Source organism: Photobacterium sp. GB-1, from assembly GCF_003026165.1.
In the GTDB taxonomy this organism is placed as follows: domain Bacteria; phylum Pseudomonadota; class Gammaproteobacteria; order Enterobacterales; family Vibrionaceae; genus Photobacterium.
This window is the reverse complement of the sequence record NZ_PYOB01000030.1, coordinates 15852-39758: the sequence shown is the minus strand read 5'-3', so window position 1 is coordinate 39758 and position 23907 is coordinate 15852. Positions and strand designations below refer to the sequence as shown.

Annotated in this window: 23 protein-coding genes; 7 read left to right on the top strand and 16 right to left on the bottom strand. The window is 38.9% G+C overall.

Annotation, left to right across the window (positions count from 1 at the left end; genetic code table 11):
- The first annotated feature begins 50 nt into the window (after positions 1-50).
- From C9J45_RS19550 to dcuC, 3 genes are all read left to right on the top strand, one after another.
- Positions 51-1373, top strand: a complete 1323-nt coding sequence (locus tag C9J45_RS19550) for an amino acid permease (RefSeq protein ID WP_158259276.1) — start codon at positions 51-53, stop codon at positions 1371-1373.
- 81 nt (positions 1374-1454) lie between these two features.
- Positions 1455-2015, top strand: coding sequence for a hypothetical protein (locus tag C9J45_RS19545; protein WP_107207086.1), 561 nt, complete (start codon positions 1455-1457; stop codon positions 2013-2015).
- Positions 2016-2207: 192 nt separating this feature from the next.
- Positions 2208-3587 carry a C4-dicarboxylate transporter DcuC gene (gene dcuC, locus C9J45_RS19540; protein WP_105061771.1) on the top strand — a complete coding sequence of 460 codons (1380 nt, stop codon included), beginning with the start codon at positions 2208-2210 and terminating at the stop codon, positions 3585-3587.
- Between the two features lie 65 nt (positions 3588-3652).
- On the opposite strand, the gene C9J45_RS19535 is transcribed toward dcuC, so the two are convergent.
- From C9J45_RS19535 to rbsD, 6 genes are all read right to left on the bottom strand, one after another.
- Positions 3653-4669 (bottom strand): substrate-binding domain-containing protein, encoded by a 1017-nt coding sequence (locus C9J45_RS19535; protein ID WP_107292908.1) that lies wholly within the window; start codon positions 4667-4669, stop codon positions 3653-3655.
- A 15-nt stretch (positions 4670-4684) separates the two neighbouring features.
- Positions 4685-5605: a ribokinase gene (gene rbsK / locus C9J45_RS19530; RefSeq protein WP_107207089.1), complete on the bottom strand. Its 921-nt coding sequence runs from the start codon at positions 5603-5605 to the stop codon at positions 4685-4687.
- 192 nt (positions 5606-5797) lie between these two features.
- Complete coding sequence (rbsB, locus tag C9J45_RS19525) at positions 5798-6676, bottom strand: ribose ABC transporter substrate-binding protein RbsB (protein WP_107207090.1); 879 nt, start codon at positions 6674-6676, stop codon at positions 5798-5800.
- A gap of 76 nt (positions 6677-6752) precedes the next feature.
- Positions 6753-7736: a ribose ABC transporter permease gene (gene rbsC / locus C9J45_RS19520; RefSeq protein WP_107207091.1), complete on the bottom strand. Its 984-nt coding sequence runs from the start codon at positions 7734-7736 to the stop codon at positions 6753-6755.
- Positions 7733-9238 (bottom strand): ribose ABC transporter ATP-binding protein RbsA, encoded by a 1506-nt coding sequence (gene rbsA / locus C9J45_RS19515; protein ID WP_107207092.1) that lies wholly within the window; start codon positions 9236-9238, stop codon positions 7733-7735. Before rbsA ends, rbsC begins: the two co-directional genes overlap by 4 nt.
- A gap of 25 nt (positions 9239-9263) precedes the next feature.
- Complete coding sequence (gene rbsD, locus C9J45_RS19510; protein ID WP_107259977.1) at positions 9264-9683, bottom strand: D-ribose pyranase; 420 nt, start codon at positions 9681-9683, stop codon at positions 9264-9266.
- A gap of 674 nt (positions 9684-10357) precedes the next feature.
- On the opposite strand from rbsD, the gene C9J45_RS19505 reads away from it, so the two are divergent.
- A complete protein-coding gene (locus C9J45_RS19505; RefSeq protein ID WP_107292907.1) occupies positions 10358-11212 on the top strand; it encodes a hypothetical protein in 855 nt (284 codons plus the stop codon).
- 65 nt (positions 11213-11277) lie between these two features.
- On the opposite strand, the gene C9J45_RS19500 is transcribed toward C9J45_RS19505, so the two are convergent.
- The 8 genes from C9J45_RS19500 to C9J45_RS19465 form a co-directional block, all read right to left on the bottom strand.
- Positions 11278-11595 carry a hypothetical protein gene (locus C9J45_RS19500; RefSeq protein WP_233217844.1) on the bottom strand — a complete coding sequence of 106 codons (318 nt, stop codon included), beginning with the start codon at positions 11593-11595 and terminating at the stop codon, positions 11278-11280.
- Entirely contained in the window at positions 11592-11951 is a 360-nt protein-coding gene (locus tag C9J45_RS19495) for a hypothetical protein (RefSeq protein ID WP_107292906.1), read from the bottom strand. Before C9J45_RS19495 ends, C9J45_RS19500 begins: the two co-directional genes overlap by 4 nt.
- 94 nt (positions 11952-12045) lie before the next feature.
- Complete coding sequence (locus C9J45_RS19490) at positions 12046-12438, bottom strand: hypothetical protein (protein ID WP_105061764.1); 393 nt, start codon at positions 12436-12438, stop codon at positions 12046-12048.
- Between the two features lie 173 nt (positions 12439-12611).
- The gene (locus C9J45_RS19485) at positions 12612-13163 is read right to left on the bottom strand and encodes a hypothetical protein (RefSeq protein ID WP_233217836.1); all 552 of its coding nucleotides are present in this window, start codon (positions 13161-13163) and stop codon (positions 12612-12614) included.
- Between the two features lie 620 nt (positions 13164-13783).
- Positions 13784-14938, bottom strand: a complete 1155-nt coding sequence (locus tag C9J45_RS19480) for an ABC transporter substrate-binding protein (protein ID WP_107292904.1) — start codon at positions 14936-14938, stop codon at positions 13784-13786.
- A 16-nt stretch (positions 14939-14954) separates the two neighbouring features.
- Positions 14955-15890, bottom strand: a complete 936-nt coding sequence (locus tag C9J45_RS19475) for a porin (protein ID WP_107207098.1) — start codon at positions 15888-15890, stop codon at positions 14955-14957.
- Between the two features lie 537 nt (positions 15891-16427).
- Positions 16428-16910 (bottom strand): YbaK/EbsC family protein, encoded by a 483-nt coding sequence (locus C9J45_RS19470; RefSeq protein ID WP_107292903.1) that lies wholly within the window; start codon positions 16908-16910, stop codon positions 16428-16430.
- A 24-nt stretch (positions 16911-16934) separates the two neighbouring features.
- Positions 16935-17561, bottom strand: coding sequence for a LysE/ArgO family amino acid transporter (locus C9J45_RS19465; RefSeq protein ID WP_107247596.1), 627 nt, complete (start codon positions 17559-17561; stop codon positions 16935-16937).
- A gap of 180 nt (positions 17562-17741) precedes the next feature.
- Between C9J45_RS19465 and C9J45_RS19460 the strand changes: the two genes are divergently transcribed.
- Positions 17742-18638 carry a LysR family transcriptional regulator ArgP gene (locus C9J45_RS19460; RefSeq protein WP_107207101.1) on the top strand — a complete coding sequence of 299 codons (897 nt, stop codon included), beginning with the start codon at positions 17742-17744 and terminating at the stop codon, positions 18636-18638.
- A 52-nt stretch (positions 18639-18690) separates the two neighbouring features.
- On the opposite strand, the gene glpQ is transcribed toward C9J45_RS19460, so the two are convergent.
- Complete coding sequence (gene glpQ, locus C9J45_RS19455) at positions 18691-19749, bottom strand: glycerophosphodiester phosphodiesterase (RefSeq protein WP_107292902.1); 1059 nt, start codon at positions 19747-19749, stop codon at positions 18691-18693.
- 47 nt (positions 19750-19796) lie between these two features.
- Complete coding sequence (glpT, locus tag C9J45_RS19450; RefSeq protein WP_107207103.1) at positions 19797-21164, bottom strand: glycerol-3-phosphate transporter; 1368 nt, start codon at positions 21162-21164, stop codon at positions 19797-19799.
- Positions 21165-21807: 643 nt separating this feature from the next.
- On the opposite strand from glpT, the gene C9J45_RS19445 reads away from it, so the two are divergent.
- Both C9J45_RS19445 and C9J45_RS19440 read left to right on the top strand, forming a co-directional pair.
- Positions 21808-22818 carry a glycosyltransferase family 9 protein gene (locus C9J45_RS19445; RefSeq protein ID WP_107292901.1) on the top strand — a complete coding sequence of 337 codons (1011 nt, stop codon included), beginning with the start codon at positions 21808-21810 and terminating at the stop codon, positions 22816-22818.
- Between the two features lie 339 nt (positions 22819-23157).
- Positions 23158-23538, top strand: coding sequence for a hypothetical protein (locus C9J45_RS19440; protein WP_107292900.1), 381 nt, complete (start codon positions 23158-23160; stop codon positions 23536-23538).
- Positions 23539-23907 lie beyond the last annotated feature (369 nt).

Genomic DNA, 23907 nt, shown 5'->3' with positions numbered 1-23907 from the left:
CATTAATAATATCGGGGAATAATCCATAAAATTAATAACAGGATATTGCAATGATAGTTAATACTTTTCCCCTACCCAATGATATAAATACTCCATTACACCAAAAAGCAAACATGACAAAAGAGGAATGGAAGGAAGCAATAAAATTCGATAATGTAGATATTGGATGGATTGTAATGAGTATTGGAATGGCAATTGGCGCAGGAATTGTATTTCTTCCAGTACAAGTAGGCGTCATGGGGCTGTGGGTATTTTTACTATCATCTGTGATTGGTTACCCTGCAATGTATTTATTTCAAAAGTTATTTATTAATACACTAGCTGAATCAAAAGAATGTACAGATTACCCAGGTGTTATTTCTGGATATTTAGGAAAAAACTGGGGAATATGTCTTGGTGCACTCTATTTCCTTATGCTTGTTATTTGGGTATTAGTTTATGCATTATCAGTGACTAATGACAGTGCTTCATATTTACACTCTTTTGGAATAACAGAACATCATTTAAATCATAATATATTTTATGGTTTAGGGCTTATTTGCTTGTTATGTTTCATTGGTTCAAAAAGTGAAAAAATTCTTTTTAAAATATCTGGTGTAATGGCGGTTACAGTCATTAGTTTAGTTGCAATAATGGGGATATTAATGATCCCTGAATGGGACTTTGCTAATGTGCCTAAAATTGGAAATTGGCAACCATTAATCAAAAATGCCATCATTACACTGCCTTTTACATTAACCTCTATTCTATTTATCCAATCATTGAGCCCAATGGTTATCTCCTATCGTTCGCATGCAAAATCCATCGAAGTCGCGCGTTATAAGGCTTTGAGAGCAATGAAAGTTGCATTTACCGTACTCTTCGTTTCTGTTTTTTTCTTTGCTCTTTCGTTTACTTTTGCAATTAGCCAAGATGAAGCAATGCATGCAAAACAAGAAAACATCTCTGCGTTAGCCATGATCGCACACTTTTTCCCTGGTAGTTGGGCAACAGCTGTAGGTGTCATCATTAATATTTTTGCTGTTGTGACCTCTTTCTTTGGTGTTTTCCTCGCATTCAAAGAAGCGTGCAGTGGTATGGCAATGAATGTTCTGGAACGAAAATATAAGCGAGAAAATATAAACAAACAATTAGTAAGTAAATTAACGATCTTGTTTACTATTTTAATCGCATGGGGAGCCGTTGCGTTAAACTTACCGATTTTATCTTTTACTTCAATTTGTTCGCCTATCTTTGGTATTGTAGGGTGTCTAATTCCTGCTTATCTTGTATATAAAGTTCCTCACCTCCACAAGTACAAAGGATTATCAACAAACTTGATTATCATTACAGGTATTTTACTTTGTATTTCTCCACTCTTAGCATTTATTTAATGAAATAAAAATAGCTGTATTCAAGTAAACAATTATATTGAATACAGCTATCACTTTCACATAGTACGACAGGTAAACGTTATGTTGATGATAAACATTCCTTCTAAAACACTTACTGAAATAGAAGATATTTTTTGTCAATTGAAAATTCCCCTAAAAAAAGAATACTCAGAAGAAAAAGAGTTAGTGTGTAAGTTTCAAATCTTGATCAAGAAAGTAGGTGAAAATTATATACCTATAAATTTTGCTATAGATTTAATAGATGAAATTGAGCAACAATCTTTAAGGCATATTGATAACCAGCAACTATACATTGCGCTAACAAAAATATATCACTTATTATCCACAACCATTGACGAAGAATTACTTAGCCATAAGTTTCGTAATGATAACTCTTATAAAATATTAAGTACTTATAAAGATATTTCTCTTATTGCTATTGGATTTCTTTCTGCATTGTATTTATATCAGAATGCATTCAATATTAAATCTATATATTCAGTGAACTTAACATCACTGATAGTACTGTTTCTATGGCTTTTCATATTAAAGACTACAATGTGTTTTTTAGATCAAGATCAAAAAATAATTAGACAGCATCACCTACACCTTAATCATATAGAAAAGTTTAAAGTTACCTAATAAAAATCATCAGAATAATTTTTTAAAACAAAAGATTATCTAATCTCATACTCTGCTTTTACAAGATTAGTGATGATCATTCCATTTTTAATAACGCATAGTAATAGATATAGCATTAATTATTCACGATCAATATTTATTCTCTTTAAGTATCAATAATATTCCTGTTTATCATCGGACAATGAGATTAAAATGGAATATATATTTACGATTGCAATTGTTGGGCTTGTTGCCTATTCAATGCTAAAAAAGTTTAACCCTCAAGCAACATTAATCACCGCAGGTTTATTCCTTCTAGCTTATGCTTCCCTTTCAGGCATCAACCCTGTTCTTCCTGACGGCCAAACACAAGGTGCTCTATTCTTCGACTTATGGCAAAAATTTACTGAAATAACCAACACTCGACTAGGAAAAGTCGGTTTAACACTCGTTTCTATCGCGGGTGTTTCAACTTACTTAAACCATATTGGCGCATCTCAAGCCCTAGTAAAAGCAACATCTCGTCCGGTGATGGCTGTAAAAAACCCATATATCTTATTGATCCTTGTGTTGCTATTTGTCTCTATCATGTATGTCTTTATTACAGGTGCAACATCGCTATCTTTACTACTAATGGGCACTTTATATCCTGTATTACGAAACGCGGGTGTCAGTGCTAAAACAGCGGTTGCGACCATCGTTATTCCAACTGCATGGGAGTACGGCCCAGGACAAATTAATGCCGTCATTGGTGCCAACACCATTAATGTAGAAATTATGGATTTTGTTGTACACCACCAAACAATTTTCCAAGCGTTACTATTACTTATTATCCCTGTTGTAAATATTGTTTGGCAGCGATACTGTGATCGAAAGGATGGCTATAACCCCGCAGATGATCGCGGTAAATACCTCGAGAAACTAGAACAAGAACACGATAATACCGATGTGGTACCGGGCTTTTACGCATTACTACCCGTATTACCTTTCGTATTTTTATTCGGCTTTTCAAGTATGGTGATGGAATCAATAACGATGACGATTCCAATCGCAATGATGTCGACAATTACAATTTGTGTTCTCATTGAAGCGATTCGTTTCCGTTCGGTTCAACGTGCTTTCAATAACTTTGAAGCTTGGTTGAAAGGAACAGGTATGATCTTTGCGAGCGTGCTAACGTTAATGATCGCAGCTGAATATTTCTCTGCAGGTTTAACCAACATTGGCGCAATTAGCGCCCTAATTAGCAATGCTAAGTCTTTTGATCTTGGTCCTGCAGGTATTGTGATTGTCTTCTCTGGTTTTATTTTATTAACCGCTTTTATAACGGGTTCAGGCAACGCACCAGTAATGGCATTTATTCCAATCGTTCCGCAAATTGCGACAAACTTTGGTGTAAACCCTCTATTACCATTACTTCCAATTTTATTTGCAGCTGGTATCGGTCGAACCATGTCACCTGTGGCTGGCGTTATTATTACCGTTGCAGGTATGTCTGACTTAACACCTATCGATGTCGTTAAACGGACATCTGTGCCTATGTTAAGCAGTATGGTTGTCGTACTCGTGATGGCTGTTATCCAATATTCATAAATAAAAAAACACCCAGCATAAATTATGCTGGGTGTTTTTTATTCTTTTTCAAAGCGGCGAAATAATCAATCAACTAAACCTAACTTCCGCACACTCTTTCGCTCAACTAAAGTTGGCTCTAGCTCAATCACTTGCGGGAAACTATCAGGGGCATCTAAACGTTTAAGTAACGCCTCAACAGCAGCTTGGCCTAAACGATATTTAGGCTGGTGAATGGTTGTAAGGGACGGAGAGATAAACTTCGCAATATGAATATCGTCGTAACCAATAATAGAAAGTTGTTCAGGGATCTGAATACCAAGCTCATTCGCAGCATTAATCACCCCCATTGCCATCATGTCATTGGCAACAACTAAAGCGCTGGGTAATGTTCCTTTTTCATGCAATTGAATAAAAGCGTTATAACCACCTTCACATTCAAAATCCGCTTCCACTACCCATGATGGATTAACAATAAAGCCAGCTTCATCCATCGCCTCTAAATAGCCGTTATAACGCATTTTAGCTTGGTTTCGCTCCAGCGGACCTGTGATACAACCAATATCGCTGTGCCCAGCATCAATCAAATGTTTCGCTGCCATATAACCACCACGCAGCGAGTTATCCTGAATCTTATCGCTAGTGAACAGCATCGGTCCCCAATCCATAACCACGACAGGAATATCAGCATAGTGCTCAAAAATATCGAAACGCTCACCCTCTAGCGACGCACAAACTAAAATTAATCCATCAACACGCTTTTGCAGCAAAGTATTGATTGATTCGTGCATACGTTGGTGATCACCTTCAGTATTACACAAAATCAAACTGTAGCCTTTATGGTAACAATGACGCTCAACCCCTTTAACCACTTCGCCAAAGAAAGGGTTGGTTGAGGTTGTTACCAGCATACCAATGGTTTTAGTACGGTTAACTTTGAAACTACGTGCCAAGGCTGAAGGTGCATAGTAATTGAGCTCTTTCGCCGCTTTATTTACCCGCTCTGCAATTTCATCACTGACAAAGCGGGTTTTATTAATAACATGGCTCACTGTCGAGGTAGAGACCCCTGCCAGTTTCGCGACATCTTTCATCGTTGCCAAGTTATTTCTCCTTAATTAGGCGTGTTGCGCTAAAAACAAATCCACTTCTTCACGAGTAGGGATAGACGTTTGCGCACCAAAGCGAGTGACAGAGATCGCAGCGGCAGCATGAGCAAACTTAATAGCTGATTCTAAAGCCAAATCTTCTAATAAACCAGTCACTAACGCGCCATTAAAGGTATCGCCAGCCGCCGTCGTATCTGTTGCTTCAACACGGAACCCTGAGATAATATCGCCTGAACCGTTTTGGCTTAACCATACCCCTTTCGCACCCAAAGTGATCATTACGGTTTTTATGCCTTTACCATGCAGAATATCCGCCGCCTGCTGTGCTGATTGGTTATCCGTTACTGTTACGCCAGTTAACACTTCAGCTTCGGTTTCATTGGGCGTTATCACATCAACACACGCTAACAACTCATCTGATAATTCGCGAGCAGGCGCTGGATTTAAAATCACTGTCGTATTGGCTGATTTCGCTACTTTTGCTGCTTTTTCGATACCACACATCGGTGTTTCTAATTGCATCAGTAAATATTCAGCCTGACGAATCGTGTCTAAATCAGATTCAATCGCTTGCTCTGTTAACTTGTTATTCGCTTCAGCCGAGAGACAAATACTATTTTCACCGCAGTCAGAAACTTGGATCATCGCAATACCGGTCGGTGTGCCCACTTCTGTTTTCACACCACGCACATCTATTCCATCTTTGATGAAATTATCGTGCATCAACATGCCAAACGCATCATCACCTACGCACGCAATAAACCCAATATCAGCATTTAAACGCGCAGCGGCAACCGCTTGGTTAGCCCCTTTACCACCAGGAATAACTTGGTAGTTACGACCATGCAACGTTTCCCCTGGGCGAGGAAATGAAGGTACTTGAAGAACATGATCAGCATTGACGCTGCCTAATACTACTAACTTACTCATTCTTTAATCCTTAGTTCTGTTAACCCTTTAACGTCAAAGGAGTAATGGGTTTAAGATCTATCAAAAACTTAAACCTATTAGGGCTTTGTCATTTATTGTGCAACATTGTTAGCTTTATGAAAGAGCAACCCAAACAAGAGAATGGGTTACTCTGTATCGTGATGAAGAAATAACAATAAAAGGGGTTAGATCTTATTCTGTAACGACTTTAAGTGGCACAGGGATGTTCTTTTCAACCTTTTCACCTTTCAGTACTTTATCAGCCGTTTCCACACCAAGCGCACCAATTAAATCAGGTTGTTGTGCAATCGTCGCCGCTAATTTACCGCGCTTAACAGCAGCAATACCATCTTCAGTTCCATCAAAGCCCACAATTAGGACATTTTTACCTGATGCTTGAACCGCACGAAGTGCCCCCAGTGCCATCTCATCATTTTGTGCAAATACAGCTTGTACATTCGAGTTTGCAGCCAGCAAGTTTTCCATTACGTTCAAACCTTTAGTGCGATCAAAGTCTGCAGGCTGGCTCGCTAAAAGATCCATGTCGTTGTCTTTTACCGCTTTCATGAAACCTTCACCACGCTCACGCGCGGCAGATGTTCCTGCAATACCTTCAAGCTGAATAACTTTTGCTTTCTCCCCCACTTTTTCCATAATGAAACGGCCTGCCATTTCACCACCCGCAACGTTATCAGAAGCAATATGACTAACAACATCACCACGGCGTGCACCGCGATCAAGGGTCAATACCGGAATATTGGCGCGATTTGCAATACGAATAGCATTTGATACCGCATCAGAATCTGTCGGATTAATCAGAATCGCTTTCACTCCACGTACTGTTAAATCTTCGATATTCGACAGCTCCTTACTTGGATCGTTTTGTGAATCCAATACAATCAAATTATATCCAAGCGCTTTTGCTTTCGCTTCCGCACCATCTTTCATTGATACAAAAAACGGGTTATTCAACGTCGATACGACAATAGCCATAGTCTCTTGCGCTTGTGCCGCGAAAGACACCGTAGAGGAAATAAGTGCAGCTGAAATAAGCGTTGCGATTTTTTTCATTGTTCTAGTCCTTTTGTAGGGGCGAGCCAGTTCACGTCATCTGGCTCGTTTGTTTTCTGTAATAATTCGTAGCGTATTATTTGTTTTTGTTATCCACTAACACCGCTAGCAAGATAACAACAGCTTTAGCAATCATTTGATAATAAGAAGAAACATCCAGTAGGTTCAGTGCGTTATTCAAGAAGCCAATAATAAGAGCACCAATTAACGTACCCATGATACGTCCCTTGCCTCCCATCAAACTCGTACCACCTAATACAACAGCTGCAATGGCATCTAATTCATAACCCATACCTGCCGTAGGCTGCGCAGAAGATAAGCGAGAAGTCACGATAATGCCTGCAAGTGCTGCTAACATACCGCAAATGGCATACACACCAATTTTCACACGATCAACATTGATACCAGAAAGACGAGCCGCAGACTCATTGCCCCCAAGAGCGTAAATATAGCGACCAAAACGAGTGTGGTTTAAAAGGTACCAAACACCGGCAAAGACAATAACCATCAGCCATACAGGAACAGGAATACCTAACGCATAACCTGTACCGAACCATGCAAACACGTCTGCAGTATCAGTAAAGCCTGTAGAGATAGGACGACCATCGGTATACACCATGGTGACACCACGCAGTAATGTCATTGTCACTAAGGTTGCGATAAAGGCTTGAACCTTACCTTTAGCAATGATTACCCCACTGATCCCCCCCAATAACGCGCCGGCAAGCAAAGCCGTTGGCACCGCAATTAAGACAGGAACTTCTAAAGCAATCATACTGGCAGCCAATGCGCCACATAGCGCAAGCACTGAACCGACACTTAGATCGATACCTGCGGTTAAAATAACCAACGTCATACCGACAGCAATAATCGCGTTAACAGAGGTTTGACGAAGAATATTGAGGATATTGTCGACGGTAAAAAAGTTAGGGTTTAAAAAGGACACAACAACAATCAAGAAAAGTAATGCAATTAATGATTTTTGTTCAATTAACCACTCTTTGCTAAACCACTTTTGGCGATTTTGTTCAGTGGGTTTATTCATCGTATTCGTGCTCATGCTGCTTCCTCATTCATATTTTTGCCAACGGCACACGCGAGTAATTTTTCTTGATCCGTCTCTTTAGCATCGAATTCGCCAGTAATTCGTCCTTCATGCATAACAAGGATGCGATCACTCATACCGAGCACTTCAGGCATCTCAGAAGAGACTAAAATGATACTCATACCTTCACTTTTAAATTTGTTGATGAGTTGATAGATTTCTTTCTTAGCACCAACATCAACACCACGTGTTGGCTCATCAAGAATAAGAACTTTAGGCTGGGTCATTAACCCTTTTGCGATAGCAACTTTCTGCTGGTTACCACCGGATAAGTTACCGATAATTTGGTTGTGTGTTGGCGTCTTGATATTGAAAATTTTAATAAAGTCATCAACGGCAATCACTTCTTCTTTATGCTGAATTTGCACACCTTTTGTGAGTTTATCCAAAGCACAAAGAGACATATTTTCTTTTACAGATAAGCCCAGAACAAGGCCATCGCCTTTTCGGTCTTCAGAGATATAGGCAATACCGTTATTTAAACCGTCTTGTGGTGTCACAGGCTTTATAACTTGGTTATTCAGCTTAATAACACCAGCTTCAATAGGTAGCGCGCCGTAAATCAATTTCATCAATTCAGTACGCCCCGCGCCCATTAACCCTGAGATACCAAGAATTTCACCACGTTTTAGAGAAAAACTAACATCATGAACACCAGAGCCTGTGAGTCCCGATACTTCAAGGCAAGTTTCGCCATGTTTTACGGCAATACGTGGGTACTGCTCTTCCAACTTACGACCCACCATCATCTCGATCAGCCCATCTTCATTGGTTTCTTTAACTTGGCATTCACCAATGAACTTCCCATCACGCAATACCGTGATATCGTCACAGATTTCAAAAATTTCTTTTAAACGGTGAGAGATGTAAACAATGCCGCAACCTTGCTCACGAAGTTCATTAATGACGGTGAATAACGATTCTGTTTCTTTGTCAGTCAGCGCGTCTGTTGGCTCATCCATAATGATGACTTTAGACTCAAACGAAAGGGCTTTGGCAATCTCAACCATTTGTTGTTCGCCAAGGCTTAAGTCACCCAATAAGGTTTTTGAGGAGTGTTTCACGTTAAGGCGTTTTAACAGCTTATCAGCCTCATCATACATTTTTCCCCATTGAATTCGTCCCATCATGCCCGTGAATTCACGCCCAAGATAAATGTTTTCGGCAATGGTTAATTCAGGGATCAAGTTTAACTCTTGGTGAATAATACTAATGCCTGCTTCTTGTGAATCACGTGGGCCGTTAAATGCAGCAGGTTGACCTTGATAATGAATACTTCCTGCATCCATTTGGTAAATCCCAGTAAGCACCTTCATTAAGGTTGATTTGCCCGCTCCGTTCTCGCCCATAAGAGCCATTACACGACCCGCATACACAGAAAGGCTGGCTCTATCTAACGCTTTCACACCGGGAAACGCTTTCTCGATATCATTCAATTGTAGAATGGCCTGAGTCATAATTTATCCTCAACGTCGCTCTTGACTAAAACACCACACCGGATTGAAAAATCACATTGGCATACGGAGTACATTCGCCCGTTCTGACTATCGCTCGGCTTTGTTCCGTACGCTGTTTAAACTGCTCGTGGGTAACGTATTGAATATGAATTTTTTTATCCGTTTTCGCTTGCTCTAGTTCAAGTTCAACCAGCAAGGCTTGGTAATGTTCAGGGCTCACTTGGGCAAACTCTTCTGCCATGATCACCCCTTCAATTTGCATTTCAGAGAGCATCACACGCACCGTCTCTAAAAAGCTCGGTACACCATGCGTTAATGCTAAATCAATACGTTGAACGTGATCTGGAATAGGCAAGCCCGCATCACAAAGAGTGATTTCATCGGTATGTCCTAGTGTGGCAACGAGGTAAGACAATTCTGAATTAATGAGGGTACTTTTTTTCATGTTATCGACCATTCGGTTATACGTTTTCTTACTAAAAGCATCTGCTAATCGGTTAAAATTACCGCTTTAGAAAACACCATCGAAACGTTTCGATAGTATGATAATCCGACTAATTTTTTTGACTATCCCCGGTTCGATAAGATGTGAGAATGATCGGTCTTGATCATCAATATAAAGACAAAAAAGAATACTAGGTCACACTTTAGCCATCGAAACGTTTCGATAAAAATAAAAAAACGGGTAACTCACTTATTCCCCCTCTTTTCTATTAACTAAAACGCAACTAAAGCATCGATATCTAAATCTTGCTTTTATCGAGCCTTTGGCCAAAGTAAACTCTCAGGTGACAATGTGTAATAAGAAACCTTAGGTTAATAATCAACCATTAAAACGATAATGCATTGTTTATCAATACTATCGGTTATAGTCGGCGTTAATCTCTTACAAAATCCAAACGAATAACATTCAATTGTTAACATGTATTACTTATTACAAGAGCGTATAAAATGGCTTATTTAGCCCCTTTCAGTTGTTCTATTTTTCTAATTACCTAGGTTTGACTTTCCATATTTAGCTTATTAACCTGTTACCTGAAGCATATACTTATTACAACAATTCGCTTTTAACTTAAGATTTGCATAATAGAGCGTGTCAACTCATCAGGTTACGCAATAATGACCCAAGACAATAGCAAGACAGAGCAAAAAAACGCACAACTTCAACGTAAAGAAAGAAATGTAAAAACAAAATTAATGGATTGGTTTTCCTACAACATGAATGCTAATGGTGTTTCAAAAACAGCGTTGGCAACCTACTGTGATGTATCAAGACAAGCCGTCCATAAATGGGTCACCACAGGTATCGTCTCTAAAGAAAACTTAATTATTTGTTCTCGTTTTTTTAAAACCGTACCACCATTAGATTTGATCGCAGATAAAGAAAACCATGCACCGGTTAACCCTTTATCATACGCATGGTCTTCTAACGCGCGTAAAGCCGTAGAAATCATAAAAAGATTAGATGATGAAAAGACAAACCCTATTCAAATAAAATTGATCACAGGAATGGTCGAAGCGGTTGATGCATTATCTTACGTTGAAAATGCGAACCTGAAAGATGAGCAAAATTTCGAGTGGGAGTGTAATAATAAAACACGATCCATGTTAGCCCGTATTGATGAGCAATTTTATAATGCCGATCTCACTGGCGTTACCACAGAATATATCGGCAATATATTAATCGGCTACATGGAATTAATTGGGGACACAAAACTCGATATTCGCCCTTATAGCTTTATCGCCTTGCCAGATCTCAATGACGGCAATGCAGAAATGTGCATAAAACTATTAAAGAATCTTCTTGAATACCCAACCCGATCTCGATTAGTCATCGCCATTCATTTACCAGAAGAAAGTCAACAAGCAGCGCGATTTAACCAGATTGCCGCCAATACCTCTTTTCTTATTATGCCGCCGTCATCCGTCCCTTCGATTGTTGCGGAAAAAATAGCAAAAATGACAAAAGATTAGTGTGAGCATACCCCGTTATGGGACATCAAATGTCCCTTTACGTTATCTTTTTTAATCACTTCATTTCAAAAGTTAGCCGCGCGTTGTTCTTTCTGTCCAAGATCAGCAAAGCGGATACAATCTCTCAATGAAATATCGCGACGAGAAGAAAAAATAAAACCTAGTTGATTCACCAGTTCATCATTTCCTTGTTCACGTGCCATCCCCATTAAAGCGCAAACCTTGTCCGAGGTTTGGTGGTGAGCCATCTCTAATAACGTCGGTGGTGGTACTGATAACTCAAGCATCGGTGGCGCTGCATTTTTAGGATAAGCTTTGTTATCGGCAGAACACCCCGTACCTAACAGTAATATTATTGATATCGCTAAAAAAACGTTTTTCACGACACCGACTCCTGATGATAAAGTGTAATCGGTGCACTAAATAAATAAGGCATCACGACATTATCTATAAGCGCATCACAGTGAGCTTTATCAATAACAAACGTTGAGTTTTTCTCTGCGGCAGCATAAAACTTTTCGACCTTGTTATAACCAATTCGTTTTGCTGTTTCATCAAGGACATCGACAGCAAAATTAAACAAACCAATCACTTCATTTTCAGGATATTCGGTAATTTTATCAGCACACTGTGCAGCATTAACAACGCTATGCATCGTCACAATAGGACGAGAAAATGCTAACGAGTCAGCATGAGTGATAGGTGAAACCAATAGTGCAGCAATGAGCAGTTTTCTCATACACACCTCTTTAAAATTAACTCAACATAATATTTAAATGACGTAATAAGCCCCTTCCTTGGAGCCCGTCAGGTTTAGAAAATTAGAAAGGTAATTATTTACAGTTTGCAGTGAAGCCATTTTCAATACGATCTTTCGCCGTTTCTTTACCGCTTTCAATAATCGCTTTACGTTGCTCTGCAAACGTTGTTGTATCTGACATATTCGCGATCTTTTGCGCCATAGTATCTACTGCACGCATGTTCCCATCAGCAGCAAAATGTGCACCCAAAACAAGTAAAGCCGCATTTTGAACAATCGGGTTTTTATCATCAGCTGCCGCACTTTTTAAATACGTTAAGCTAGAAAGATCACAATGATTTAATTGCTCATTAGCTTGTACAAATTTATCCCCTAATACCATGCCAGCCGCTTGTTCTTTAATAGCGTTACAACCAGTTAATAAAATTGTCGATGAAATAAGGCTGGTGATAATTAATTTTTTCATTATTTTTTCTCTCTTTCATGTAATAAAAGCGATCCCTGCAGATATAACAGTCCATAAATAAATTGAATAGATACGCATGACATTATTTCTAATATCAAAAATTAATAATATTTTAAAAAATAAAAAGAATAATAAATATTTAATATATTCACTTTCTATTTAACAAAATGTATTTAAGCGTAATCGCAATAGCCTAACGTTTGAAATGGCATCACGTGATGATTAAGGGTTTCATGTCGGCTTTGTACCGCTTCCATCTGCCGCCCTTCTTTCTTAAAAACAATAGTTGTTGAGACCATATTTCCAAAGGCAGTTTGTTCTAAAAGAGTAATGTTATTAAACCCATAAACCTTTTGCGCGAGTGCTTGATGCGAATCGTCAACCACTATCACTTGTTCTTTATCAACTTCAAACTTATAAGATTGAAAAAATGGCTTTCTAAAATCACCATTTTTATTCTTCGCACCATCAAACACACACTGAATACTATAATTAGGGCTATCTGCTCGACTTGCACCAATACCAATAAAAGCAGGAATAAAAAGTAAAACCTTGGCTAATTTAAGTAGTTGAAATATCGACTTATACCGTTTTATAAACGTTTTTTTAGTGCCATACACTTTGGGTAAAACAACCACAGATGAACACAGCACACATAGCCTTGGATCTTTACATGTATGGCCATAAACATTGGTTCGTTTAACTCTTGTTCTACACTTAGCCATAATGCTTACCTAATGCCAAAAAGAACAACATCTCATTCGTTTTACCATCTAAAGTTCGCTTTAATCTCACTATTATTCTGTGACTTTTCATATTAACGTTCGTCTTATAAAAATAGATTTATCGCTAATCCGTAGCGTGATGTTTTCATCCCCAATCAAAAAATCAAACCACAATGGTTTACTAAAATAACCTTACTCATTTTATCGCGCCTAATTGCGCTTGGATCTAAACACTGTCAATCAAAAACCGTAATAGTCGCAACAAATGGTAATGGGTAAACCTATAGTTTACAACCGTAAATGTGAAATTTAGCCCCTATATCTCTTACAAAAAAGAGGGTTTATAAGGAATTACAGTAAGTTATAACTATTCTCATTTACGACTGATTGCTTATTATTTAAACAACAATAATGCTTTGTAGAATTATTATTCTCTTAAACTGCTCGTTGAAAATGATTTTTAGAAAGATTTTCTCTTTATCACAGGAACAAAATTACTGAGAGATATCGTCAATAGATGCAACCGTATAGAGTTACGTGGTGATGTTCAAAAAGTGGCAGTACAAAGTAAACATTGCTGAACGGAAAATAGAAGGGCGATAAACGCCCTTCTGTTTTTATTATTGAATAATATCAACGTTATCAATACCAAATAAACCGCTTACGTCACTGTTAGCTAAAGTCTTATTCATTTCAACGAAGGTTTGTTCTGGGGTTAAATCCTTAAATAACTCAGGTCGGATCCACTTCGCAAAGTGTTCGAGCGCCACAAGGTTATACGGCGAGTTATAAAACGGCTTATAAATAGAGAAAACATTGCCGGTTAAATTTGCGTTGGTCGCTTGCAACCAAGAACGATCCATCAAGGTTTTCGTTGCCGCTTTGATCGCAGCGTCATTAGCCGCGTAACCTAGAGGAATCCCCTTCATAGAATTACCTTTTTTATCAACCCAGCCAGCCGTTTGCATAATGTAAACATCAGGGTTTTCCGCAACAATAGTTTCAGGTGACATATTACCGGAATGAGCACCACCTAATGGTTTGGTCGCAATATTTGTCGCTTTTAGCAGCGTGATAAAATCATCCATATTGCCACCAGCATAAGTGTTGCAACAGGAATCTAGGGTGTAGCCTGCCGCCGTTTCCATAAACACGGTTTTGGGTTTTAAATCTTTCGCCTTAGCAATGCGATCAGTAATAACGTTTAAATGTTGAGTGTAGTAATCCGCAAATGCTTTACCGCGTTCTTCATAACCTAATGCTTTTGCTACAGAAGTTACTGATGTCATTGTGTTTTTGATGGTTTGCTCGCGAAAATCTGCCGTGATCACCTGAATACCGGCATCATTAAGCTTCTTCACTAAGCCTTTTTCTTTGGCAGAGTTCATACTGCTAGTACCGATGATCAGCACATCAGGTTTAGGCTTCATTTGAATGAATGATTCAGCATCAAACTGACCTTTACTGATCTTGCCAATCTCTGACACTTTTTTAAGGTTTGGGTATTTATTGGTATAAAACTCATACATAGAAGGGGCTGAAATCTTCATATCATCACGCATAGCAACAACATGTTTACCAGCATTTTTTCCGTAAACGATTTCTAATAATGGGAAGTTACGAGCAGTACCAAGTGCAATATGTTGAGGCTGATGATCAAGCGTAATTGTTTGGCCTGATACATCCGTGATTGTCATCGGGTAATCACCAGCAAGTGCAGAACATGAAGCCATTACACCAACAGCAAGAGTAAGAAGTTTAAATCGCGTTTTCATATTAGACCTTTTGAGATTAGAAATCGTAACGAGCGCCAAGCATGGCTTGTGTATCATCAATTACCGTGTCGTAATTCACGGCAGCATAGGTTCTGAAATGTTTATTCCACTTGGCGGTGATGTCGCCATTCACAGCTCGAGTGTCATCTCCACCTTCAACATGTAACTCACCAAAACCAAGCGTGGCTTTATAAATACTGTTGATCTTATAAGCAGCCACTACGTCATAACCGTCAGCATCCTTACCGCCTAATTTTTGATTGGTGTATAAAGCACCTAAATAAAACTGCTTAATTTGGTATCCCATACCGACATCAAACTGTGACTTTTCTTTCTCTTTGCCTTTTTTGATCATGGTTTGATCGGCATAACCCGTTGCCAAGGTTAACCCTGTATCACCAATAGCTTGGGATGCCCCAACAGAGAAACCCTGTTTAAAGGTATCTTGTTTGATTGTATGTTTACCCGAGTAGTTAATGCCTAATGACGTACCCGAATCATTGGTATAAAAAGTGGCAATACTGTTCGCAATACGTTTGCCGACTTTAAACTTGTCAGCGGCAATTGCGCCGTATGCTGCCTGAATATCAGTCATATCCGTAACAAGGCTCATCGCTCCCGCCGTTTTACCGTAAACGACTTGCGCTTCTCCCTCTCCTAGCGCCGCTTTAATACCTGCATAGAGATAGCGTGTTTTGTTTTCACTTGCTTTGAATTCCTGCTCGAAATAACCAATGCCGCTAATACCATCACCGATCAGTGTTTCACCACTAATATTTACTCGCGCACGGCTAAGATCGCTGATGTCACTATCACGATGCTCAGCGCGAGCTTCAACACGCCCGCCAATAGCAAGACTTGTTCCCTCATCAGCGTAAATGGATGCCGCATTTACAACACTTGCAAACGATGACACGCATAACGCGCCATAGAATAAAGCTGTCCTTTTCATTACCAACCACTTTTGATTTAAAAAATAGAATAGTAAACCTACGGTTTACCTTTGATGAGAATGGTAATCATTAAGATATTTATAATCAAGACATTTAAATACTTAAATGGAATTTATATAACCTAAAGAAAAAGAGATAACGATGAAATGTACCTTCGCAATGCCTTTGCCTTTAAAAACAAAACATTTAAAATCAATGTGTTATTGGTTGTCTAAAATGAAGTATAGAGATCGTTTTAAATATTGAAGTAAGCCCATAATCTATCGTTGTTAAATTACCGACACTATTTTATCGCTTAAAAGGTATACACTTTTAAATAACTAAAGAATATTAGTCATAAACTCAGGATATGAGAAGCGATATTATATTGAGCAAACTAATACACTCTCTAAGTATTACTTTTAAGGAAATTAACGATGGCTTAAAAAATAAGCTACATATTTAAACATCAATCACTTTCCCTTTTTCAAATAAAGAAAAAGGGCTTTGAATATTAAATTCAAAGCCCTTGGCATTTATTTATCTTGGTTTGTAATTTACAGTTCATAAATAGAATTAGATTCAGATCCTAATAACTGCTTTAAGTGTTTCCCTGCCACGCCAAACGTGATTTCTGGTATACCGGGTGTATACAGTAACTCTTCACACGCATACAAGGATGAATCGATAATAATAGCGACATGTTCAGGTAGCCCAACAGGACAAACAGCACCGGGTAAACACCCTAACTGCGCAGTCATCTCTTCACCAGTACAAATAGAGGGCCGCTTACCGATTAACGTCTTTATTTTTTTCGAATCCATTCGCGAATCTTTATCCGTCAAATACAACGCATAGCCATGATCTTTAAATTTCATAAAGATGCTCTTCGTATGTACTCCGGTCCAACCCAGTCTCGCTGCTACTTTTTGATCAGTTTCAAAGTCAAGAATACTTTCGTGTTCCCATTCTCGATAAGGGATAGCCAATGACTTTAAACGTTGGGTATTAAACGCATAAATTTTTTGTAACGATTGCATATATCACTATCCCTTTTACTTTTACTAATACTTACCCATCAGCTCTTTGGCAAGAATGATCGCAATAGTAAACATCATTGCTGCCACTAACAGATCAATGCCTTTTTTCACTTTTGGCTGTGATAAAACAGGCCCAAGCTTTGCCGCGCCTAACGACAGGCTATAGAACCAGACAAACGATGCCATGATGGTACCAACAGCAAAAGCAATACGATCATTTCCTTCAAACTGACCACCTAATGAACCAAGAATCACCACTGTATCAAGGTATAAATGCGGATTTAACACTGTCACCGCCAATGCCCCTAAGATAACAGCACGACGACCGCGAGCAACCACTTCACCATTTTGTTCATCAGCATTGTGCTTTTTAAACGCGCTTTTTAATGACAACAAACCGTAGAAGGTTAAAAAAGCAATGCCGCCTACTGTGACAAAGGTAAGTAACATGTCATGTTGCGCTAAAATGGCACCACCACCAAAAATTCCGATGGAAATAAACAGCGTATCTAGCAAACTGCAAATCGTTGCTGTCGTTAAATGGTGATTACGCTTTATACCTTGATTGAGAACATAAGCGTTCTGGGCGCCAATCGGGATGATCATTGATGCCCCTAAGCCAAACCCTTGTAATAAAACCCAAAAACTCATCATTCACCTCAGCAGCATCAAAATAATATTCGTAAAGAGCCGAGAAGATAAAAGGTTTAGATGGATAAGTATAATTAATGATTTTAATATAACATTAGAGATACTTATAACTGTGGTGTTACCTATATAACGTAATGTTACCTATATAACGTGGTGAGACTCATAAGCAAGGAGAGTGAAGTGCGAGGATTGGATTACAAATGGATTGAAGCCTTAGATGCGATTATTCATCAAGGGAGTTTTGAACGTGCCGCTGAATACCTCTTCATTTCACAGTCAGCCATTTCACAGCGCGTAAAACAATTAGAAAAGTTTCTAGCTCAACCTGTACTGATAAGAGAGCAACCGCCAAAACCCACAGCAATAGGCAAAAAACTGCTGGGGTTATATCGTCGTGTTAGATTACTTGAACATGAAATATTGCCAGAGTTAGAAAACGATACCAGCGCACGCCCTATTCAACTTTCACTTGCGACCAACGCCGATAGCCTAGCGACATGGTTATTGCCGTCACTGCAAGATGTGATGAAACAAAAACAAGTTGAAATCACATTAAGCATTTATGGTGAAAACCTCTCGATTGAGAAATTGAAAAGCGGAGAAGTGGCTGGCGCAATTAGCCTCGAATCGCAACCGATCCCGTCTTGTCGAGCCGACTATTTAGGTTGTATTGATTACGTGTGTGTCGCGAGTCCTGAATTTACCCAGCGCTACTTCAAAAACGGTGTCAATAACCAAACACTCGCCAAAGCACCAGCGGTGTCTTACGATCAGTTTGACGATCTACACCAGAAATTTCTTACCCAGCACTTTAATGTAAATCTTGATAATACCGTCCATCATAAAATCAGTAGCTCAGAAGCTTTTATCAAAATGGCTCTTGCCGGCATCGCCTACTGTTTAATCCCCAAATTACAGATCATCGAAGAATTAGAAAAAGGCACGCTGGTGAATATAACGCCGAATTTTTCCTTATCTAACCAAATTTATTGGCATCACTGGCAATTAGAAACGGGCGTATTAAAAGAAATATCGCAAGCTATCATTCATTACGCACAAAGCCATTTGCCACAATAAGATCAGTAAAAAAAGCCCTCCCAAATCGAGAGGGCCAATCCCTTATGTAGCACTAGTTATTATTAAGAAACGTCACTGCTTTATCAGGAAAATCAGTAAATACACCATCGACTTTTACCTGATTGTAGAACACATCAAGCATGCCATTAAAGCTCTCTGCGTATGACGGAATTCGGCCTTCATCAGCACGGAAAGTATAAGGATGCACTGTTAACCCCGCCGCTTTTGCCTGCGCCATTATCGGTTTAATAATAATGTTCGATGGGGTTGATTTATCATCCACTAACATCGGTTTCCAAGGGCCAATCCCTTCCGCATATTGCGACACTTTTGCCATACCATCTGGTTTGAACATCCAATCGTAGCTATATGGCGTTGCTTTATCACCGTCATAAACCATGGTTTCGTTCCAATCGGTGTAAGCCATTAATTGGATAAGTTTTAAATCCATGCCCATCTCGGGCATTAAGGTATCATTAATACGCTTTAGCTCATTGGCATCAAAACATTGCAGGTATACTTTGTCGCTTTGCGAGGTATAACCGTATTGTTTTAATTCTTTAAGTACCGCTTTAGAGATGTCTTTCCCTTCATGGCGATGGAACCAAGGCGCTTTGATCTCAGGATAAATACCAATGTCATAACCTAAGGTCTTATTTAAGCCTTGAATTAATTCGATTTCTTCCGCAAAAGTAGGCACAGTAAAGTGTGATTTCCACATTGGGAATCGTTGTGGGAAGCCCGCGACTTTCTCGCCTTTATCATTGATATTAAACCCTTCCGTCACCCTTAATGATTTAATTTCAGCGAGCGTAAAGTCAATCGCGTAATAACGTCCATCTTTACGCGCGCGATCAGGAAAACGTTCAGCAACATCAGTCACACGATCCAAATAGTGATCATGCAGTACCACTAATTGATCATCTTTCGTCATCACCACATCCTGCTCAATAAAATCAGGTTTCATGGCATAAGCGAGCGCTTTCGCTTCAAGTGTATGTTCGGGTAAATAGCCTGACGCGCCACGGTGAGCAATAACCAGCGGCTTTGCAATCGCCCCTGCTGATAAGCTAAGTACTAAAAAAGTGAAGCCAACTGAGATTGTTTTCATCATATATCCTTGATAAATAGTGAGGGGCAATCCGCCCCTCAATACGGTTATTGTGCTAATGCTGCTTTTTCTTTTGCTTTACGTTCATGAAGTGCGCGCTCACCTAATAGGGCATAAACAAAGCACACAATAGATGTCACACAAGAACCAACCAGAATAATAAAGCCGCCATCCCAACCATAAAGATCAACGGTATAGCCAAGCACAGCATTTGCTGCAACCGCACCACCAAGGTAACCAAATAAACCCGTTAACCCTGCCGCAGTACCTGCTGCTTTCTTCGGTGCAAGCTCAAGCGCATACAAACCAATTAACATAACAGGGCCATAAATTAAGAAGCCGATAGCAATAAGCGCCAACATATCAACCGTTGGGTTGCCTGCTGGGTTAAACCAGTAAACCAATACCGCCAGCGTTACCAGCACCATAAACAAAATACCGGCTGGCGCTCGACGTCCTTTAAAGAACTTATCGGAAATCCAACCACACAATAAGGTGCCCGGAATACCAGCCCACTCATACAAGAAGTAAGCCCATGATGTTTTATCGACAGAAAAGCCTTTCGCTTCTTTTAGATATACTGGCGCCCAATCTAACACCCCGTAGCGGATCAGATAAACAAAGGCATTAGCAATCGCGATTGACCAAAGTAACTTGTTATTAAAGATATACTTAAAGAAGATTTCTTTCGCCGTCATTTCCGTTTCAAACGACTTATCATATCCATCAGGGTAATCATCTTTATATTCTTCAATTGGTGGTAAACCACATGACTGAGGCGTATCACGCACGGTTAACCAAACAAAAAATGCGACCAGCAAAGCAAAAAGAGCGGGAACATAAAAAGCAGTTCGCCAGTCGTCATTAAATGCCCAAAGGCCAAGAATAAACATAGGGCCGATTAAACCGCCACCCACGTTATGAGCAACATTCCACACCGACACTATTTCGCCACGTTCTTTACGAGACCACCAATGCACCATGGTACGTCCACACGCAGGCCAGCCCATTCCTTGGAACCAACCATTTAGGAATAATAAAATGAACATGGCAGCCACACTTCCCGTCGCCCATGGCATAAAGCCAAAACAGAGCATGACCAACGAGGACATAACCAGTCCCGCCGTTAAAAAGTATCTTGGGTTAGAACGGTCTGACACATTCCCCATTAAGAACTTCGATAAACCATAAGCAATAGACACCGCAGCCAGAGCAACACCAAGCTCTCCGCGGCTGAAGCCTTCATCAATTAAATATGGCATTGCCAAACTAAAGTTCTTACGGACGAGGTAATAACCTGCATAGCCGAAGAAAATACCGAAAAATAACTGCCATCGCAGGCGAGAATAGGTGCTATCGACCTTACTATTTTCTAAAGGTGCGATATGCGCCTTCGGTTTGAATATCCCAAACATCAGAGCCTCATTGTTATCCATACATTACTTAAAACGAACATTTTCGCTCACAAGCGAAAACAAGTGGATTGTATGGATATCAAATTAAATTTCTGTGACAAAGGTTTAGTTAGTGTTAATAAATGGAATATATTGCCAGTAAAATATACCTGTCAAGAACAAAATCACGCTTTCAACATATAAGGTAATCATGATAGCTTTATTAACAACGAAATATTTCGCTCATAAAACAATCAAATGTATCGGATGGAAGTCGTATTACAGGAAAGAAATAAACGAAGTAAAGAGAAAGAAAAATGCAGCTAAAACGTCTAAAAATACAACTCTATAAATGTGTCAACAAACTTTAATATCAAATTTAATCAGCAATCTTCGCAGTACATCACAAATCATCTATATACTTAGAGCGAATTGATGATTTTATGCTTAGAATCATAGCGTTAAAATAGCGTATTTTAGAAGTGCAGATAAAAGCGTGGCCATCATGATCGTATGCTGCTAAAAGCTGGCTGATTTAAGCCCAAATTGGTAAAACGTAATACGCTTTGAATACGCCTAAATTTCAAAGCACAATATATACATTAGTAAGGTAAAGTCATCAAAATGGAAGTAGATAAATATTTACTACGGGCGGTAACATTTTATGCTTAAAAAGCTTATATCTAGCATACTAAATAGAAGAGTAAACAAATTATCATCAATAAATAGCCTTCCAGAAAAACCGAATGTATTTATTAATGCCACATTTCAGATAGGCGACTACTTCGCAATGTCACCTATTATTGAAGCAGTTAAAGCCAAGTGGCCAGAAGCCAATGTGGTTGTTTTATGTACGAAGAAAAATGAAGATGTTGTAAAATATGACACTCGGGTTAATTACATTTGCTTACCCAAAGAAAGAGAATGGTATAAATACCCTAAGATATTAAAAGAGAAGATCAATTGTAATGTAGATTTACTAATAGAAGTGTCTTCTATAGAAAAACCCCACCGGAGCATCGTCGGTTTTACATTAAAGCCCGACTTAACTATCGGTCACGATTGTTACCAGCATAATTGTATACAGAACCCACCGATACAATTTAATAACGATAACATAAGTAAGCCTGAATGCTGGTCAAAACTAATGGCCGCATATGGTTTTGCTCAGCCCCCTGCTCTGTTTAAGGTTTTTGCTAAAGAAAACGATAAAATGGACATGCTGATCAATAGTAAAAACCTTAAAGACTATTTGGTTTTTAATCCATTTGCTTCTCGTAACAGTAGATCACTAAGTATAAAGAAAAGCATAGATATACTTACAAAATTAAAAAACGATGGATTTAACTGTGTCTTTATTTTGCCTTCCTATATAAAAAATAAAGATGAATGGGAAAGCCAATTAGCGCCCGTTTCTCGTGTTTGCTGTGTAGATTCTATACAAGACGCGATTTATTTGATTAAACAATCAAAAGGCGTGATCTCTGTTGATACTGCGATTATTCACATAGCGAGTGCTTACAATATACCCACAATAGGTTTATTTAAGGAGTCACAACTTGAGTGCAAGCTTTGGCATCCTCAGAGTGCAAAAAAACATGTGGGAGCATTAACCGGCAATGTTGAAGATATAATTAATAGTCAAATTTTCACGACTAATGAACAATCTCATTAAGCTATGCTTCTCAATATAGCCTTGTTATAACGCAGGTAATTTATAAACCGATTCAGCGCTCTCAAGCTATGAATCGGTTTACCATTTCTTCAATACACATTGAATTTTTCATCAAAAGCGATTCAACCTCATCGATTCACCCCCACCGACTTATCATCAAAAGACAACCAAAAGCCTAAGCAACATAGCACTCATCAATCGTTTTGCTTTAGGGTGTCTCATTTTTTCTACAAATATAAAACCTAAACATATGTTTTATATACCATTTATGTATTATATCTATTGCGTATATTTGACACATGTCGCCCATTCTCTAATCTTGATTAAGGATGCTACGTGATGAAAAAACTTCTTTTTGTTGCACTCTCTTTTTTACTATTTTCAGCTCCATCATTCGCTGCTTATACAAACTATACAGTGCTAAACAGTACGCCAGGTACGGTTGACCTTGTTTTAGAAGGACCATTTTGTGAACAGCACTTTCTCGGCGAGATACAACCTTCTGAATTAAGGCAGGATAATATAACCAGAGGAATTTGCATGCTTGCAAGGATCGATGGCGCGATTCATATGGATGATGGTGTTGTCGTCCCCTTAAAATACAGATCACCCGGTACAACATATGGTCAGTTCATTGTTGTCGCAAAACAAGAAGAGGGGAAATGGAACGGGAAAATAATGCCGTTCGATGATTTGGATGGGTTTCCAGCCCCTAAATAGTTCAAATATTAATAACTAAATAATGCTTAATAGAACATCACAAAATATAATTAAATGGCCCATACAAAATGGAGCATTTAATTTAAGGACTGATAAGGCTTGGTTTCGATATTAATACGAAACCGAGCCTTTAATTTGACTTTATTTAATATGGAGGTATCGCTGCTTATAAAACATAAAACAGCTGAACTTTCTGAGTATATATAAAATCGAGGATCAGATAATGCTCACTTCCGTTAGTGATAACTGGAATCACGTAATGTCTGTCAATCTACTAAATACTATAGGAATAACTACAATTTAAGCCCACAAGATTACCGAGACGCAATTGGTTCACCTGATACAACGGGTGATACTTATTACCGTTAC

What these genes read in the sequence shown, in the direction of transcription:
- C9J45_RS19465 (WP_107247596.1), bottom strand. Translation starts at nt 17,561, where the DNA reads ATGAGTTTTTGGGTTTTATTACAAGGGTTTGGCTTAGGGGCATCAATG.
- C9J45_RS19485 (WP_233217836.1), bottom strand. Translation starts at nt 13,163, where the DNA reads ATGGCTAAGTGTAGAACAAGAGTTAAACGAACCAATGTTTATGGCCAT.
- C9J45_RS19550 (WP_158259276.1), top strand. Translation starts at nt 51, where the DNA reads ATGATAGTTAATACTTTTCCCCTACCCAATGATATAAATACTCCATTA.
- glpQ (WP_107292902.1), bottom strand. Translation starts at nt 19,749, where the DNA reads ATGAAAACAATCTCAGTTGGCTTCACTTTTTTAGTACTTAGCTTATCA.
- rbsC (WP_107207091.1), bottom strand. Translation starts at nt 7,736, where the DNA reads ATGAGCACGAATACGATGAATAAACCCACTGAACAAAATCGCCAAAAG.
- C9J45_RS19490 (WP_105061764.1), bottom strand. Translation starts at nt 12,438, where the DNA reads ATGAAAAAATTAATTATCACCAGCCTTATTTCATCGACAATTTTATTA.
- C9J45_RS19505 (WP_107292907.1), top strand. Translation starts at nt 10,358, where the DNA reads ATGACCCAAGACAATAGCAAGACAGAGCAAAAAAACGCACAACTTCAA.
- rbsB (WP_107207090.1), bottom strand. Translation starts at nt 6,676, where the DNA reads ATGAAAAAAATCGCAACGCTTATTTCAGCTGCACTTATTTCCTCTACG.
- C9J45_RS19470 (WP_107292903.1), bottom strand. Translation starts at nt 16,910, where the DNA reads ATGCAATCGTTACAAAAAATTTATGCGTTTAATACCCAACGTTTAAAG.
- rbsK (WP_107207089.1), bottom strand. Translation starts at nt 5,605, where the DNA reads ATGAGTAAGTTAGTAGTATTAGGCAGCGTCAATGCTGATCATGTTCTT.
- C9J45_RS19440 (WP_107292900.1), top strand. Translation starts at nt 23,158, where the DNA reads ATGAAAAAACTTCTTTTTGTTGCACTCTCTTTTTTACTATTTTCAGCT.
- dcuC (WP_105061771.1), top strand. Translation starts at nt 2,208, where the DNA reads ATGGAATATATATTTACGATTGCAATTGTTGGGCTTGTTGCCTATTCA.
- glpT (WP_107207103.1), bottom strand. Translation starts at nt 21,164, where the DNA reads ATGTTTGGGATATTCAAACCGAAGGCGCATATCGCACCTTTAGAAAAT.
- rbsD (WP_107259977.1), bottom strand. Translation starts at nt 9,683, where the DNA reads ATGAAAAAAAGTACCCTCATTAATTCAGAATTGTCTTACCTCGTTGCC.
- C9J45_RS19445 (WP_107292901.1), top strand. Translation starts at nt 21,808, where the DNA reads ATGCTTAAAAAGCTTATATCTAGCATACTAAATAGAAGAGTAAACAAA.
- C9J45_RS19475 (WP_107207098.1), bottom strand. Translation starts at nt 15,890, where the DNA reads ATGAAAAGGACAGCTTTATTCTATGGCGCGTTATGCGTGTCATCGTTT.
- C9J45_RS19495 (WP_107292906.1), bottom strand. Translation starts at nt 11,951, where the DNA reads ATGAGAAAACTGCTCATTGCTGCACTATTGGTTTCACCTATCACTCAT.
- C9J45_RS19545 (WP_107207086.1), top strand. Translation starts at nt 1,455, where the DNA reads ATGTTGATGATAAACATTCCTTCTAAAACACTTACTGAAATAGAAGAT.
- rbsA (WP_107207092.1), bottom strand. Translation starts at nt 9,238, where the DNA reads ATGACTCAGGCCATTCTACAATTGAATGATATCGAGAAAGCGTTTCCC.
- C9J45_RS19480 (WP_107292904.1), bottom strand. Translation starts at nt 14,938, where the DNA reads ATGAAAACGCGATTTAAACTTCTTACTCTTGCTGTTGGTGTAATGGCT.